Source organism: Streptomyces sp. NPDC002785, assembly GCF_040295565.1.
GTDB lineage: Bacteria > Actinomycetota > Actinomycetes > Streptomycetales > Streptomycetaceae > Streptomyces.
On record NZ_JBEOVN010000029.1, the window covers coordinates 15,200 to 29,151 of the forward strand.

Sequence of the window (13,952 nt, forward strand, 5' to 3'; positions counted from 1 at the left end):
GGATGGTCCCTTCACCGACGGGTGGGCCGGGAAACTCGACTACTGCTCCCCGCACCCGCGGGGATGGTCCCAGGGCGCACTCATCCCGCTCCGCGCAAACCGCCTGCTCCCCGCACCCGCGGGGATGGTCCCCGGTCCGCCCTGTCGTAACCGGACTGACTTACTCTGCTCCCCGCACCCGCGGGGATGGTCCCGGCCTGTCCCGCCCGTGGGTGTCGGCACGGCTCTGCTCCCCGCACCCGCGGGGATGGTCCCTCCGGGGCGGGGAGCAGGCTCTCCGCATGGGTCTGCTCCCCGCACCCGCGGGGATGGTCCGCTCGCGGAGTCGGATAAAGCCATGGGTCACCCTGCTCCCCGCACCCGCGGGGATGGTCCCGGAGCGGGCGTCGGCGCCCCATACTCGGTCGGCTGCTCCCCGCACCCGCGGGGATGGTCCCAGCGGCCGGAGTCTCCGGGACGCCGTCGACCACTGCTCCCCGCACCCGCGGGGATGGTCCCGCCGTCGCACTCACGGCGGCCGGGCTCTTCGTCTGCTCCCCGCACCCGCGGGGATGGTCCCATGTCCATGGCGGGTGTCGGCATCGTTCTCCTCTGCTCCCCGCACCCGCGGGGATGGTCCCTGCGCAAGGCGCTCAAGGAGAAGGAGCAGCTGGAGGCAGCGGTCGGCGGCGCCGTCGTGCTACTCCCCGCACCCGCGGGGATGGTCCCTATCAACTCTCGTGAAATCACGTACGGAAAGACTGCTCCCCGCACCCGCGGGGATGGTCCCTGGGTATCCCGTACAGGTGCAGGCGATCCCATCTGCTCCCCGCGCCCGCGGGGATGGTCCCGGTGCGGGGAGCGTGTAGCCGTGCTCGCGCAGCTGCTCCCCGCGCCTGCGGGGATGGTCCCACCGCCGACACGGCCCGACACGGCCCGACACGCTGCTCCCCGCACCCGCGGGGATGGCCTCGCGCAAGCCACCGCGGTCGACGCGGCCGCCTACTGATCCACGCGTGCGGGGCGTTGGTCCTGTGCGTGTGGCAGGGCTTTCGTCGTTGTGAGGCGCTCCGAGTAGCGAGAAGCCCCACCGCGCATGCTCTGCACGATGGGGCAACCCTGAACCGGTATGCGTGGGGCCGGCTGGTCAGACGGTGCCGAACTCGCCTGTCTTGACGCCCGCCACAAAGGCGGCGAAGGCGCCGGTGGGGATGTCCAGAACCGGACCGCCCGGGTTCTTGGAGTCGCGGACGGGGACCACGCCGCGCGGGACGACGAGGTTGGCGGCGACCTCGATGCACTGGCCACCGTTGTTGCTGTACGAGGACTTGAACCAGCTGGGGGATTCGGTCGTCACGGGGTGCCCTTTCGTAACTGGTTGATCACGGCCACAGACGCCGCCTGGGACAACGCTTCGGCCTGTAGCTGATGGTAGGCCGTCAGCATGGGCAGCACCGACGTGCTTTCCCGGTCTAGATGGCCACGCTGAGCGGACTCGGCGTACGACATGACCGAACGGTCAGGCAGGGTCAGCACGGTTACCGGCAGATCGAACGGGCGGCGCTCCCCCATGTCGAACCGGGCGATCTGGAGCACGGTGTTCGGCAGCTCGGCGAACTCGACCAGTCGCGCCAACTGCGCGTCCATGACGGCGGGCCCGCCGATGGGCCGACGGACGCAGCTCTCGTCCAGCACCGCCAGGACCAGAGGTGGAGGCGTCCGGAGGAGCATGGCTTGCCGCTCCGCGACGAGCGACACCCGCTCGCTCGCTTGATCGTCCGTGATCGCCCCCCTCTTGACCGCGCTCTCCGCGAGGACGGTCGCGTACTCGGGCGTCTGGATCAAGCCGGGGACGACGCCCACTTCGTACAGCCGGATCTCCGTCGCCCGGCCCTCATGTCCGACGAACTCCGGGAAGCCTTCCAACATCGCGCCGTGCCGGATCTCGCGCCACTCACGCTCGAACGTGTCGAACCTGTCGGCAATACCGAAGACCTGGTCCGCACTGCGCGAGAAGCGCAAGGTCGGAAGCTTCCGACCAGTTTCGACCGATGAGATATGCGTGCTCGAATATCCCATCCGACCGGCCAGGTTTTCCTGTGTCCAGCCGCGCTTCTCTCGCGAGCTGCGTAAACGTGCCCCGAATGCCGCTTGAGGAGAGCTGTCCGGGTTCAAATCCTTGCGATTCAAAGGGTTATCACCAACCTTTCGTCCCCGTATGACAAGTTGAACGGTTCCTGACCGTAGGCCACACTGAACCGCCCTGGTAATGGAAGCATTACGGAGAGGAGCGATGGTGTCCGGAGAGAACGTTCCCCCGAACGAGCAGTACCCCCCGCACGCCCCGGCCCCCGGCACGCTCGTGGCGGACACCAGTCATGGTGACCGTGTGGGTGAGTTCCGAGGTGTTGCCGGCCCGTACTGGTCCCTGCGTCCGGTCTGCGGCGGGACCGAGTGGGAAGCCGAACCTGAGCGCATCCGCATACTCACTCCCGCGGAACGGCTGCGCGCCGAGACTGCCCGCGCCAACGCGCGCAGCCGTGGTGAGTTGTTGTGACGGGACGGTTTCTCGCCGAGGTGCACGCAGGCGACGCACGGACGACCGTCTGTCTCGGCCGGTTCATCGGCCCATCTCCCCGGTTGGCCCTCCGATGGCTCCGAGGACAAGCCGAACGGCTCGCAAACGGGCTGGACCCTGCCCCCGATACCCCGTGGATTCCCCCGTCCGTGTTGCGGCGGTCGGCCGCCGTAGCCGACGCGCCAACCGCGTTGCATACCCGGGCGGTTGACGACGCGCGGCAGAACGACGCGTTGCAACGACTGGCCGCAAGAACCGAGTTCGAGTTCATCACCACGGAAGCAACGTGCCGGTACGGCCTTGTCGCCCACCCCTCGCCCTTACCGCAGTTCGCCGACAGCCCGAGCGCGCCGATCGACGCGCAGCCCTTGCAGACCTCGCCCGGCCGCCCCTCGCCATGGGGACGGTGGCAGCCGGACGGTGCACCGAAAGGAATTGTCCCGTGCCGCTCCTAGCCCCGTATGTGGCGTCCCGCAGCACTGAAGTCCCTGTACGGAAGTCGGAGTTGACGGTCGAATTCGCGCACGGCGGGCCCCGGCTCGCGTACCGGAACACCCGCCCGACGGACCGGGACACAGACGGGAACCTCTGGGTTCGCGTGCACGAGTCCCCGGGCGGACGCGTCCTCTACGACTGCATGAACACGTACCGGCAACGCGAGTGCATGGAGAAAATGCTGTGCCAAGTCTGCGCCGGACCGGCCGACCGGAACGAGCAGGGCTGGCTTTTCATCGACTGGCGGCGCGAGGACTCGCCCCCGACATGGCCCGAGCGGTCCGTCACGTCCATGCCTCCTTGTGCGCCGAGCACGCACGGGTATCGGCACGGCAGTGCCCGTTCCTGCGAAGAGCGGACCATGCCGTTCTTCGGGTGCGGAAACCACAGCTCTACGGGGTGTCGGGGACCGTCTATACCCTGATGGCGGACGGCTGGCACGCCTCCGAGAACGACTACCTCTCCGCGTACAGCAAGCCGCGCATTCCCGGCATGCTCGCGTCCTGTCTCCACCGGGAGCTGCGCCACGTGACGGTCGTGGCCTCCCATGGAGCCGCCGCGTGGGGAGACCCCGATAACGAACGTCCTGGTCGACCGTGGGAGGAGATCCACTGGTACACCCGCGACGAAGCGGGAGGAGGCTACAAGGAAGTCAACGTACCAAAGCCAGACATTTCAGAGATCAAACCGGACCTGTCGAATCTTCCAGCACATCTGAGGTGACTCCAGTTCATGATGGCCAATGAAGCACCCCGAAAAGCCGCTGAAATCGTAGCTGCAGAGTGGTCTGCTGTACTGTCCTACGGACTCGACAGCATCGATCCGGTCGTGCCCCGAACTGCGTACGCCCACCCGCCATTGCGACAGCTCTTCCCTATGGTCAGCCACGGCGTCCTGTACCTGAGCCGGTGCACCCAATGGCCGTGGAGTCGTGATGTCGGTACGGCCTATCCCCTAGTCAAAGGCGGCTACCGAGTGCGTCGCGAGTCTGATAAGACTCTTATCGGCGAGGTGGACACTGTTGAAGAGGCCTACGAGTTGATCGCCGCCAATCTTCCCGAGGGCTGTGGACCGGCAGTCGACGGCACCCCTGACGACCTTTGATCGCAGCGCCTTCCACAGGGTCGGGCAGCTGTACTCATTCCCGAGGTGCCCCAAGGCGGGAGACGAAGCTCCGGGTGACGAATAGCGAGAACCAAGTGCGAGCTGCGGAAATCGTCGCAGAGAAATGGAAGGTTATCCTCGACTCCGAAGACGACTTGATCAACCCTGCCATGCCCCGGGCAGCGTATGCGAACCCTCGCCTTCGGGAACTGTTCCCGACAGTCAGCCACGGCGCCCTGTACCTCAGCCGGTGCATCCGTTACCCACGGCCCCACGACGTGGGCACCCTGTTTCCACGCGGCGGTGGCGGGTTTATGGTGATCCGTCAGTCCGACGGCACCATCCTCGGGGAGCCCGAAACGGTGGAGGAGGCGGTGTCCCTGATCGTCGCCAACCTTCCCGAGGGGTGCGGACCCGCTATCGACGGAACGGCGGACGACCTGTGACCGTGGATGTCCGCCGCGCAATGGTGACCTCGGATACGGTTCGCACACACGCTCTACCGCAGCTGGGACCGTGCCCCTCGTAGTGAGTCGCCCGGCTGCTCCGCTCCTTCGCCTGCGGGCAGTTCGGGGCGTTCTCGCCGCCCCGCCCCGCTCAGTCCGGCAGCAGGTGGCCCCTGCGCGACAGGAGGAAGCGCTTGAAGGCGGCCACGGGCGGGGTGTCCGGGTGGCCGTCCAGCCAGGCGACGCCGATCTCGCGGGCTGCCCTCGGGGCTGTGACGGTGAGTTCGACGACGCCGGGGCGGGCCACCGCGGGTGGCGGCAGTAGGGCCACGCCCAGGCCGGCCGCGACCAGGCCGCGCAGGGTCTCCGCCTCCTCGCCCTCGAAGGCGACACGTGGCTTGAAGCCCGCCTGCGCGCACAGATCGTCGGTGATCCGCCGCAGGCCGTACCCGGGTTCGAGGGTGACGAACTTTTCGTCGGCGGCCTCCGCCAGGCGGATGCGGCGGCGCGAGGCGAGGCGGTGGTCCTCGGGGACGACGAGGCGCAGCCGCTGTTCGTCGAGGCGGCGTGCGACCAGATCGGGGGCGTCCGGGACGGGTGAGGTGAGGCAGAGGTCGAGGCCGCCGGACCGGAGGCGTTCGATCATCGCCTCGCCATAATTCTGCACAAGCTGGAAGCGGACCCGGGGGTGGTCGACACGGAAGGCTCGGATCAGGGCGGGCACGGTCTCGGATCCCATGGTGTGCAGAAAGCCGAAGGCGACCTTGCCGGTGGCCGGGTCGGCGTCGGCCCGTACCGAGTCGGCGGCCTTCTCGACCTCGGCGAGGGCCCGCTCGGCGGAGCCCAGGAAGGTGCGGCCCGCGGGGGTGAGGGAGACGGTTCGGCCCTTGCGGGCGAACAGGGCGACTCCCAGGTCCTGTTCGAGCCTGACCATCGTTCGCGAGAGCGTCGACTGCGGGACGCCGAGCTCGTGCGCGGCGCGGGTGACGTGCTCGTGGCGGGCCACCGCCTCGAAGTGGGCCAGCCGCGGCGCGAGGACTGCGCGAATGTCTTCTTCGTAACTACTGGGTGACAGCCGAGGCTGTGAGCTGCGTTCATGCATCATGGGAACGATTATGAGGAATTCATGCATTGGACGCATGAAACTAGGGGTCCTACTTTTGAACCATGCCTCCTGCCAGTACCGGGGCGTCCACCCTCACGGTGGCCGCCTCGCCCCAGCCGTCCCCCGTCGCTGCCCCCGTCGCCACCGCTGCCGCCGCCGGCCCCGTCGCGCCGGACCGTCTCGAACCGGGCCGCCCCGGCTACCGCCGGATGAGCTTCGCGCTCTTCGCCGCCGGTGTCGCGACCTTCGCTCTCCTCTACTCCACCCAGGCCCTGTTGCCCGCCGTCTCCGCCTCCCTCGGTGCCACGGCTGGACAGGCCAGCTGGACGGTCTCCGCCGCGACGGGCGCGCTGGCGCTGTGTGTGCTGCCGATGAGCGCGCTCTCCGAGCGCTTCGGGCGGCGGCAGATGATGACCGCTTCGCTGGCGGTCGCCGTACTGGTCGGGCTGCTCGTGCCGTTCGCGCCCTCGCTGGGCTGGCTGATCGCGCTGCGCGCCGTCCAGGGCGCGGCGCTGGCCGGACTGCCCGCCTCCGCGATGGCGTATCTGGCGGAGGAGGTACGGCCGAAGGCGCTGGTCGCCGCCATCGGACTGTTCGTGGCGGGCAACAGCATCGGCGGCATGAGCGGCCGTATCCTCACCGGCTGGGTCGCTCAGCTGTGGGGCTGGCGGGCGGCGCTCGGCGCGGTCGGGCTGCTGGCCGTGGCCTGCGCGGTCATCTTCCACTTCATGATCCCCAGGGCCCGGCACTTCACCCCCGGTTCGCTGAACCCGAAGGCCCTCGCGAAGACCGTGGGCGGGCACCTCGCCGATCCGCTGCTGCGCAGGCTGTACGCGATCGGCGCGCTGTTCATGACGGTGTTCGGCGCGGTCTACACCGTGATCGGCTACCGCCTGGTGGAGGCGCCGTTCAACCTCCCGCAGGGGGTCGTCGGCTCGATCTTCCTGGTCTATCTCGTCGGTACGGTCTCCTCCGCCGCGGCCGGGCAGCTGGTCGCCCGGCTCGGCCGGCGGGGCGCACTGTACCTGGCCGTCTCCACCACGACCGCCGGTCTGCTGCTCTCGCTCGGAGACCAGCTGGCCGCCGTACTCCTCGGCCTGGTCCTGATCACGGCAGGGTTCTTCGCCGGGCACGCGGTCGCCTCCTCGTCCGTGAGCCGTACGGCGACGAAGGGCCGCGCCCAGGCGTCGGCGCTCTACCAGTCCGCGTACTACCTGGGCTCCAGCGCGGGGGGCACGCTCGGCGCGGTCGCCTTCCACGCCGGAGGCTGGGCCGGGACCGTATCGCTGGGACTGCTCGCGGTCCTCGGCGTCGTCTCGATCACGCTGTACGGCTCGCGGGCCGCACGCGCCGAGCGGCGCCGGCTCATGCCGGTGGTGTCCGTGCAGAACTGAGACATACGGCGCACAACCATCTGCTCCCCGGCGCGCGTCTAGCAGGCGGAAGCACCTCACTGCGCGCGAAGGAGAGTTGTCGTACATGAGATTCGCAGGGAACATACGGGGGACCGGGACGCGACGCGTACTCGCGCTGTCCGTCGCCGGTCTGATGGCGGCGCCCGCGCTGGTCCTCGGCACCGGCGGATCCGCGCAGGCGGCGTCCTGCACGACGTCCACCGGGCCGTACCAGAAGCAGGTCGAGAACTATCTGCACCGGCCGGTCGACGGCAAGCAGTCAGCCGCCGACTGCAAGGCGATCCAGTCGTTCCAGCGCACCTACGGGGTCACCCCGGACATCGGTTACGCGGGGCCGGTCACCTGGCGCACGATGAAGACACTCACGGCCCAGAAAGCGGCCGGCAAGGACCCGAACAAGGCCAAGAAGTGCCCCACCAACAAGGGGCGCATCGCGTGTGTGGACCTGACCCGGCAGCTGAGCTGGATCCAGGACGGCAGCAAGCTGAAGTTCGGTCCCGTGCCGGTACGGACCGGGCGGGACAAGTACGAGACCCGCACCGGGTCGAAGAAGATCTACATGCGGCACATCGACCACGTTTCGTCGATCTACCACGTCCCGATGCCGTACGCCCAGTTCTTCGACGGCGGCCAGGCGTTCCACTCGGTGGGCCTGAAGATGTGGAACCCGCCGGGGTCGCACGGTTGCGTCAACATGCGGGACGCCGACGCGAAGGCATATTGGAATCTGCTGAAGAACGGCGACGACGTATTCGTGTACGGGCGCAAGCCCGGAACGTGACCGCAGTGGGCGCCGCTTCGGCACTTCCCACCCCCGTTGTCAGTGGCCTGCGGTAGCTTCCGAAGTGCTGAAGTGAGCGGTGTCACAGCGCAACAGGGGTGGAGCGATGAGTGATCTGACAGCGGCGGCGGACATCGACAGCCGGCTGGAGGGACACCGGGTCGAGCTGACCGGCTACTGCTACCGGATGCTCGGCTCGGCCTTCGAGGCGGAGGACGCGGTCCAGGACACGCTGGTGCGTGCCTGGCGCAACTTCGACAAGTTCGAGGGGCGTTCCTCGCTGCGGTCCTGGTTGTACCGCATCGCCACCAACGTCTGTCTGGACATGCTGAACGCGGGCAACAAGCGGGCCCGTCCGGTCGATCTGACGGGCCCGACGCCGCTCGCCCGGGCGGCGCTCAACCCGCTGCCGGAGAACACCTGGCTGGAGCCGATGCCGGACGGGCGGATCCTGCCGTCGGTGGCCGACCCGGCCGAGGCCGCGGTGGCGCGGGAGTCGGTGCGACTCGCGTTCGTCGCCGCGTTGCAGCATCTGCCGCCCAAACAGCGGGCCGTACTGATCCTGCGCGAGGTACTGGCCTGGAAGGCGAGCGAGGTCGCCGAGCTGCTCGAAACCTCGGTCGCCTCGGTCAACAGCGCCCTGCAGCGGGCGCGTGCGACCCTCGCGGACCGCGAGGGTCTGACCGCCGACACCGCCGATCCGCTCGACGAGGAACAGCGCAAGCTCCTCGATCGGTACGTCGCGGCCTTCGAGGGGTACGACATGGCGGCGCTGACCGCGCTGCTCCATGAGGACGCCGTGATGACCATGCCGCCGTTCGACCTCTGGCTCCAGGGGCACGACGACATCACCGGCTTCATGCTCTCCATGGGCGCGGGCTGCGCCGGCTCGCGGCTGGTGGCGACGGCGGCGAACGGCACCCCGGCGTTCGCGCACTACAAGCCGAATCCGGACGGGCCGGGGTTCGTGCCGTGGGCGGTGCAGGTCATCGACATCTCCGGCGGCGCCATCACCGGAATGCACTGCTTCCTGGACACACCGCGCTGGTTCCCGCTCTTCGGTCTGCCGGATCACCTCGACGCCAACGCCGCGTGAGGCGCGGCATACGGAACGGGCTGGTGGCGGGCTGGGTGGTGCTGGCGGTCGGCGGGTGGGGGGTCACGCGGTGGATCGGTGAACCCGCCGCCACCGACGGGCCCACGCCTGGGGCCGCCCGGACCCCGAATCCCTCCGGCGGCGGCGGACCGGGTCCGCAGCCGGAGCACCGGTACGACAGGGCCTGCCGGACCGGCACACCGGCGCCGCTCCCCTCGCCGACGGTGGTCCCGGCCGACGGGGTGCAACGCGCCACAGTGGTGTTCTGCGAACGGATCCGCCGGCAGGACTGAGGGACGAGCGGAGAGAGCGCGGGCCGGGTGGGGCGGGGCGCGGGAGGGGACAGGCCAGGTGGGAATGCGGGCCGATCGGGGGGCAATCAGGGTCCGATGGGGGCGATCGCGCCGGGCTGCGTTCCCGCTCAGGCTCCGCCGTCCCCGGCCGCGCACCGCACGTCCACCACATCGGCCAGCCCCACCAGGTCGAGCAGGCTCTGCAGTTCGCGCGGCACATTGCGCAGCCGCAGCCGTCTGCCGCCCGCACGGCGTGCGACGAGCCCCAGCCGCGCCACCGCCTCGACCAGGGCCAGATCCGCCTGGACGACCCCGCCCACGTCGCAGTCCACCCCGGCGTCCGGGTCGCGGAGGGCGCCCTCGGGGTCGTACAGCAGCGACTCCAGCTCGGCGCAGAGTCCCGGCACCGCGGCCCGCGTGACGCGGCCGGTGACGAGGAGAACGGTCGGGGTCATGGATTCCACACAAGGAAGACCGGTCCGGCGGCCGAAACTCATCGCAGGCCGGTTCCGCGCATGCTCGGCGCCCGGGTCCGACGCACGCTCCGCCCGCACCCGCACCCGCACCCGCACCCACCAATCCCGCATAAAAGTGATGAACTTCCGTCAACTCCGTTCTTACGTGCGGTTCCTGTGAACCTTTTCGATCAATTCTCCCTCTAGGGAAGTGAACCGGTCGGCACCCGGCGTCTCCTCGGTGCCGGCTGACCAGTGGTCCACGAGACCGCCTCATTCTCCAGGGGGAGAGTTGCGCAAACACGTGAGAAGCGCGTGTGTATCGACCATCGCCACGGCGGCCGCCGTGGCGCTCGCAGCCGGGATGACAACCCCGGCGGTGGCACAGCCGGATCAGGCCCGGGCGAGCGGGACCAAGTCCCTGAACCGGCATCAGCTGACACTCATCACCGGCGACCGCGTCTCGGTGGACGCCAAGGGCCGGGTCGTGGGCTTCGAGCCTGCGAAGGGGCGTGAGCAGATACCCGTACAGCGGCAGGTCCGCAACGGGCACACCCTCATCATTCCGACCGACGCCCACGGGCTGATCAGCACCGGCAAGCTCGACCGGAGGCTCTTCGACATCACCCTGCTGAGCCGTCCGGAGATACGCAGGTCCCAGCAGAAGGGCCTGCGGCTGATCGTGGGCTACCGGGGCGCACAGACGGGCGCCGCCAAGGCCGACGTCAGGGACGCCGGTGGCACCTCGGTCGACCGGACCCTGAAGTCGCTGAACGCCGAGTCGGTGATCACGCCCAGGAGCGACGTCGAGGACATCTGGCAGGCGCTCACCGCCAAGCCGTCCCGCAGCGTCCAGCGCACCACGGCACCCGGAATCGACCGGGTCTGGCTGAACGGCGTACGCAAGGCGAGCCTCGACAAGAGCGTGCCGCAGATCGGTACTCCCGCCGCCTGGAAGGCCGGGTACACCGGCAAGGGCGTCAAGATCGCCGTCCTGGACACCGGTGTGGACGCCACCCACCCGGACCTCAAGGGCCAGATCCTGGCGACGAAGAACTTCTCCACATCGCCCAACACCAAGGACCGCGTGGGGCACGGCACCCATGTGTCGTCCATCGCGGCCGGTACGGGCGCCAAGTCGGGCGGCAAGTTCAAGGGCGTGGCGCCGGACGCCAAGCTGCTCGAGGGCAAGGTGCTCGACGACGGCGGCTTCGGCGACGACTCCGGCATCCTGGCCGGCATGGAGTGGGCGGTCGCACAGGGCGCCGACGTCATCAACCTGAGCCTCGGCGGCTACGACACTCCCGAGATCGACCCGCTCGAAGCGGCGGTCAACAAGCTGTCGGCCGACAAGGGCGTCCTGTTCGCCATCGCGGCGGGCAACGAGGGCAACGCCGCCGGCACGGTCGGCTCCCCGGGCAGCGCGGACGCCGCACTGACCGTCGGCGCCGTCGACGACAACGACAAGCTTGCCGATTTCTCCAGTAGGGGTCCGCGGGTCGGTGACGGAGGCATGAAGCCCGATGTGACCGCCCCCGGTGTGGACATCACGGCGGCCGCGGTGCCGGGCTCGGAGATCGACCAGGAGTACGGCCAGAAGCCGGCCGGCTACACGACCATCTCCGGTACGTCGATGGCGACCCCGCATGTCGCGGGCGCCGCGGCGCTGCTCAAGCAGCAGCACCCGCAGTGGCGGAACACCGAGCTGAAGGGGGCTCTGACGGCCTCCGCCAAGCCGGGTGCGTACACCCCGTTCGAGCAGGGCACGGGCAGGATCGCCCTCGACAGGGCGATCGAGCAGAGCGTCATCGCCGACCCGGCCTCGGTCGGCTTCGGTACGCAGCAGTGGCCGCACACCGATGACGCCCCGGTCACCAAGCAGGTGACGTATCGCAACCTGGGGGCGACGGATGTCACCCTCTCGCTGGTGGTGACGGGTCTCGACCCGAAGGGCAAGCCCGCCCCGGCCGGTTTCTTCACCCTGGGTGCGAGCAAGGTCACCGTCCCGGCAGGCGGCACGGCCGAGGTGCCGCTGACGGCGAACACCCGGCTGGGTGGCACGAACGACGGTTCGTACTCCGCGTATGTCGTGGCTACCGGTGGCGGCCAGAGCGTTCGCACGGCGGCCGCAGTGGAGCGCGAGGTCGAGTCGTACGACTTGACGCTCAAGGCCATCGGCCGCGACGGCAAGGCGCCCGCGAACGCGTCAGCCAACCTCTCCGGCCTCGACGAGTCCGTCTCCAACGTGCAGCTCCTGCCCGAGATCACGGACGGCTCGGTGACGGTGCGGGTGCGCAAGGGGATGTACTCGCTCTCCGCGGACCAGGTGCTGGGCTCGGATACCGTCTACAAGGGCGGCGACTGGTTCGCCCAGCCGAAGCTGAACGTCACCAAGAACACCACGGTGACGTTCGATGCCCGCAAGACGAAGCCCGTCAACATCACCCTGCCCGGCAAGGGGCTCAAGCCCGCCTACGTCACGAGCGACTACGCGCTCAACGACAAGAACTACGGGGTGACGTTCGCCTACTCCGTGCCGGACCCGAAGAACTTCCGCACCGCGCATGTCGGCCCGAAGCTGACCGACGGTTCGCTGTCCCAGCACTGGTCGGGCACCTGGTACAACGGTGCGTCGAGCGAGTACGACATCATGCTCGGCGGTCCGGTGACCCAGCTGTCGAACGGTTACAGCCGCAAGCTGACAGACAAGCAGTTCGCCGCGGTGAAGGTGGCCATGGGGACGCCCGGCGTGAGCGGCAAGACCGGCGAGATCGACGCGTGGGGCATCCTGCCGGACGGCAGCGGGGTATTCCCCGCCGCGCCGGCGCAGCAGCAGAAGCTCCCCGGCACTCGCACGGTCCATGTCTCCACCGTCGACAAGGCCAAGTGGGGCTTCGGCTTCGGGCAGAACGGCGGACGCGACGCGGAGGGCTGGCCGATCGGCGAGTCCTGGTACTCGCTCGGTGACGAGCAGGCGTTCACCGGTGGCAAGAGCTACTCGAAGACCGTCAACACCGGCGTCTTCGGACCGCGTATGGCCAAAAGCGACGGAATCCTCCGCCAGGGCAACGATCTGGGAGCCACCGTCCCGCTGCACGCGGACGGCAAGGGCAACGATGGCTACACGGACTACACCTCGGTGAAGACCGTCCTCTACCGCAACGGCAAGAAGTTCGCCGAGAACCAGGACCCGCTCCTCGGTTTTGAGCCGTTCACCGTCCCGGCCGCCTTGGCGGACTACAGGCTGACGACCTCGGTCCGACGCAGCGCCAAGATCGGCACCCTGTCCACCCGCATCGACGCGAGCTGGAGCTTCAAGTCCAAGAAGGCCTCCTCCGCGAAGCTGCCGGCGTCCACGGTCCGCTTCACGCCCAGTGTGACGCTGGACGGCAAGGTGACGGCGGGCAAGACCGCTTCGGTGCCGGTGACGGTGCAGGGTTCAGCCGCCGGCAAGAACCTCAAGTCGCTGACGGTGTATGTCAGTTACGACGCCGGCAAGACCTGGAAGAAGTCCACGGTCAAGTCGGGCAAGCTCTCCGTGAAGAACCCGGCCAAGGGCAAGTCGATCTCCTACCGGGCCAATGTCACGGACAAGCAGGGCAACAAGTCGTCGGTTTCGATCTACAACGCCTACTTCGGCAAGTAAACGCCTACTTCGGCACGTAGGCGAGCAGGTAGGCGGACCGACCGCGTAGAAGCGGCCCGCCGGGGCGGATTCCTCCGCCCCGGCGGGCCGTTCGCGTTCCCGGCCGCAGCCGTCTGCCGCCCGCACGGCGTGCGACGAGCCCCAGCCGCGCCACCGCCTCTACCAGGGCCAGATCCGCCTGGACGACCCCACCCACGTCGCAGTCCACCCCGGCGTCCGGGTCGCGGAGGGCGCCCTCGGGGTCGTACAGCAGCGACTCCAGCTCGGCGCAGAGTCCCGGCACCGCGGCCCGCGTGACGCGGCCGGTGACGACAAGAACGATCGGGGTCATGGCTTCCACATCAGGGAGACCGAAGCGGCGGCCGAAACTCATCGCTGCCCGCTTCCGCACCTTCCCGGCGCCCCGGCCCCGTGCACGCCCCGCACCCTGCCCAGCACTGCCCCCGCCCGCCTCGCCCTCGGTCGGCGCACGCCCTGCAGTCGCCCCTCCGGTCCGTCCCGGACCGATGAACTTCCGTCAACTCCCGCTTCATGCACGACTCCTGTGAACCAGTTCGAT

The 13,952-nt window shown here is 69.0% G+C and carries 14 protein-coding genes and 1 CRISPR repeat array (1 of these 15 cut by a window edge); of the genes, 9 read left to right on the forward strand and 5 right to left on the reverse strand.

Going from position 1 to position 13,952, the window contains the following annotated elements:
- A CRISPR array of direct repeats spans positions 1-952; the repeat unit is 29 nt; unit sequence CTGCTCCCCGCACCCGCGGGGATGGTCCC; it begins 386 nt to the left of the window's first position.
- Between the two features lie 174 nt (positions 953-1,126).
- A complete protein-coding gene (locus tag ABTZ94_RS10570; RefSeq protein ID WP_351199540.1) occupies positions 1,127-1,336 on the reverse strand; it encodes a DUF397 domain-containing protein in 210 nt (69 codons plus the stop codon).
- Entirely contained in the window at positions 1,333-2,169 is an 837-nt protein-coding gene (locus ABTZ94_RS10575; protein WP_351199542.1) for a helix-turn-helix domain-containing protein, read from the reverse strand. Before ABTZ94_RS10575 ends, ABTZ94_RS10570 begins: the two co-directional genes overlap by 4 nt.
- Before the next feature lie 106 nt (positions 2,170-2,275).
- Here ABTZ94_RS10575 and ABTZ94_RS10580 point away from each other — a divergent pair, with 106 nt between their 5' ends.
- The 4 genes from ABTZ94_RS10580 to ABTZ94_RS10595 all read left to right on the forward strand — a co-directional run bounded on the left by ABTZ94_RS10580 (position 2,276) and on the right by ABTZ94_RS10595 (position 4,602).
- Positions 2,276-2,536 carry a hypothetical protein gene (locus ABTZ94_RS10580; RefSeq protein ID WP_351199599.1) on the forward strand — a complete coding sequence of 87 codons (261 nt, stop codon included), beginning with the start codon at positions 2,276-2,278 and terminating at the stop codon, positions 2,534-2,536.
- Between the two features lie 915 nt (positions 2,537-3,451).
- Entirely contained in the window at positions 3,452-3,775 is a 324-nt protein-coding gene (locus ABTZ94_RS10585) for a hypothetical protein (RefSeq protein ID WP_351199544.1), read from the forward strand.
- Between the two features lie 9 nt (positions 3,776-3,784).
- Positions 3,785-4,156 carry a DUF6193 family natural product biosynthesis protein gene (locus ABTZ94_RS10590; protein ID WP_351199546.1) on the forward strand — a complete coding sequence of 124 codons (372 nt, stop codon included), beginning with the start codon at positions 3,785-3,787 and terminating at the stop codon, positions 4,154-4,156.
- 74 nt (positions 4,157-4,230) lie between these two features.
- Positions 4,231-4,602: a DUF6193 family natural product biosynthesis protein gene (locus ABTZ94_RS10595; RefSeq protein WP_351199548.1), complete on the forward strand. Its 372-nt coding sequence runs from the start codon at positions 4,231-4,233 to the stop codon at positions 4,600-4,602.
- Positions 4,603-4,753: 151 nt separating this feature from the next.
- Here ABTZ94_RS10595 and ABTZ94_RS10600 read toward each other — a convergent pair whose 3' ends face one another.
- On the reverse strand, positions 4,754-5,707 hold the full coding sequence (locus tag ABTZ94_RS10600; RefSeq protein WP_351199550.1) for a LysR family transcriptional regulator: 954 nt from the start codon (positions 5,705-5,707) through the stop codon (positions 4,754-4,756).
- Between the two features lie 62 nt (positions 5,708-5,769).
- On the opposite strand from ABTZ94_RS10600, the gene ABTZ94_RS10605 reads away from it, so the two are divergent.
- The 4 genes from ABTZ94_RS10605 to ABTZ94_RS10620 all read left to right on the forward strand — a co-directional run bounded on the left by ABTZ94_RS10605 (position 5,770) and on the right by ABTZ94_RS10620 (position 9,292).
- Positions 5,770-7,101 (forward strand): MFS transporter, encoded by a 1,332-nt coding sequence (locus ABTZ94_RS10605; protein ID WP_351199552.1) that lies wholly within the window; start codon positions 5,770-5,772, stop codon positions 7,099-7,101.
- A gap of 85 nt (positions 7,102-7,186) precedes the next feature.
- The gene (locus ABTZ94_RS10610; protein ID WP_351199554.1) at positions 7,187-7,903 is read left to right on the forward strand and encodes a L,D-transpeptidase family protein; all 717 of its coding nucleotides are present in this window, start codon (positions 7,187-7,189) and stop codon (positions 7,901-7,903) included.
- 106 nt (positions 7,904-8,009) lie between these two features.
- On the forward strand, positions 8,010-8,999 hold the full coding sequence (locus ABTZ94_RS10615) for a sigma-70 family RNA polymerase sigma factor (protein ID WP_351199556.1): 990 nt from the start codon (positions 8,010-8,012) through the stop codon (positions 8,997-8,999).
- On the forward strand, positions 8,996-9,292 hold the full coding sequence (locus tag ABTZ94_RS10620; RefSeq protein WP_351199558.1) for a hypothetical protein: 297 nt from the start codon (positions 8,996-8,998) through the stop codon (positions 9,290-9,292). Before ABTZ94_RS10615 ends, ABTZ94_RS10620 begins: the two co-directional genes overlap by 4 nt.
- Before the next feature lie 128 nt (positions 9,293-9,420).
- On the opposite strand, the gene ABTZ94_RS10625 is transcribed toward ABTZ94_RS10620, so the two are convergent.
- Positions 9,421-9,789 (reverse strand): STAS domain-containing protein, encoded by a 369-nt coding sequence (locus ABTZ94_RS10625; protein ID WP_351199560.1) that lies wholly within the window; start codon positions 9,787-9,789, stop codon positions 9,421-9,423.
- A 322-nt stretch (positions 9,790-10,111) separates the two neighbouring features.
- Between ABTZ94_RS10625 and ABTZ94_RS10630 the strand changes: the two genes are divergently transcribed.
- Entirely contained in the window at positions 10,112-13,393 is a 3,282-nt protein-coding gene (locus ABTZ94_RS10630) for a S8 family peptidase (protein ID WP_351199601.1), read from the forward strand.
- Positions 13,394-13,397: 4 nt separating this feature from the next.
- Here ABTZ94_RS10630 and ABTZ94_RS10635 read toward each other — a convergent pair whose 3' ends face one another.
- Positions 13,398-13,766, reverse strand: a complete 369-nt coding sequence (locus tag ABTZ94_RS10635) for a hypothetical protein (RefSeq protein ID WP_351199562.1) — start codon at positions 13,764-13,766, stop codon at positions 13,398-13,400.
- Positions 13,767-13,952 lie beyond the last annotated feature (186 nt).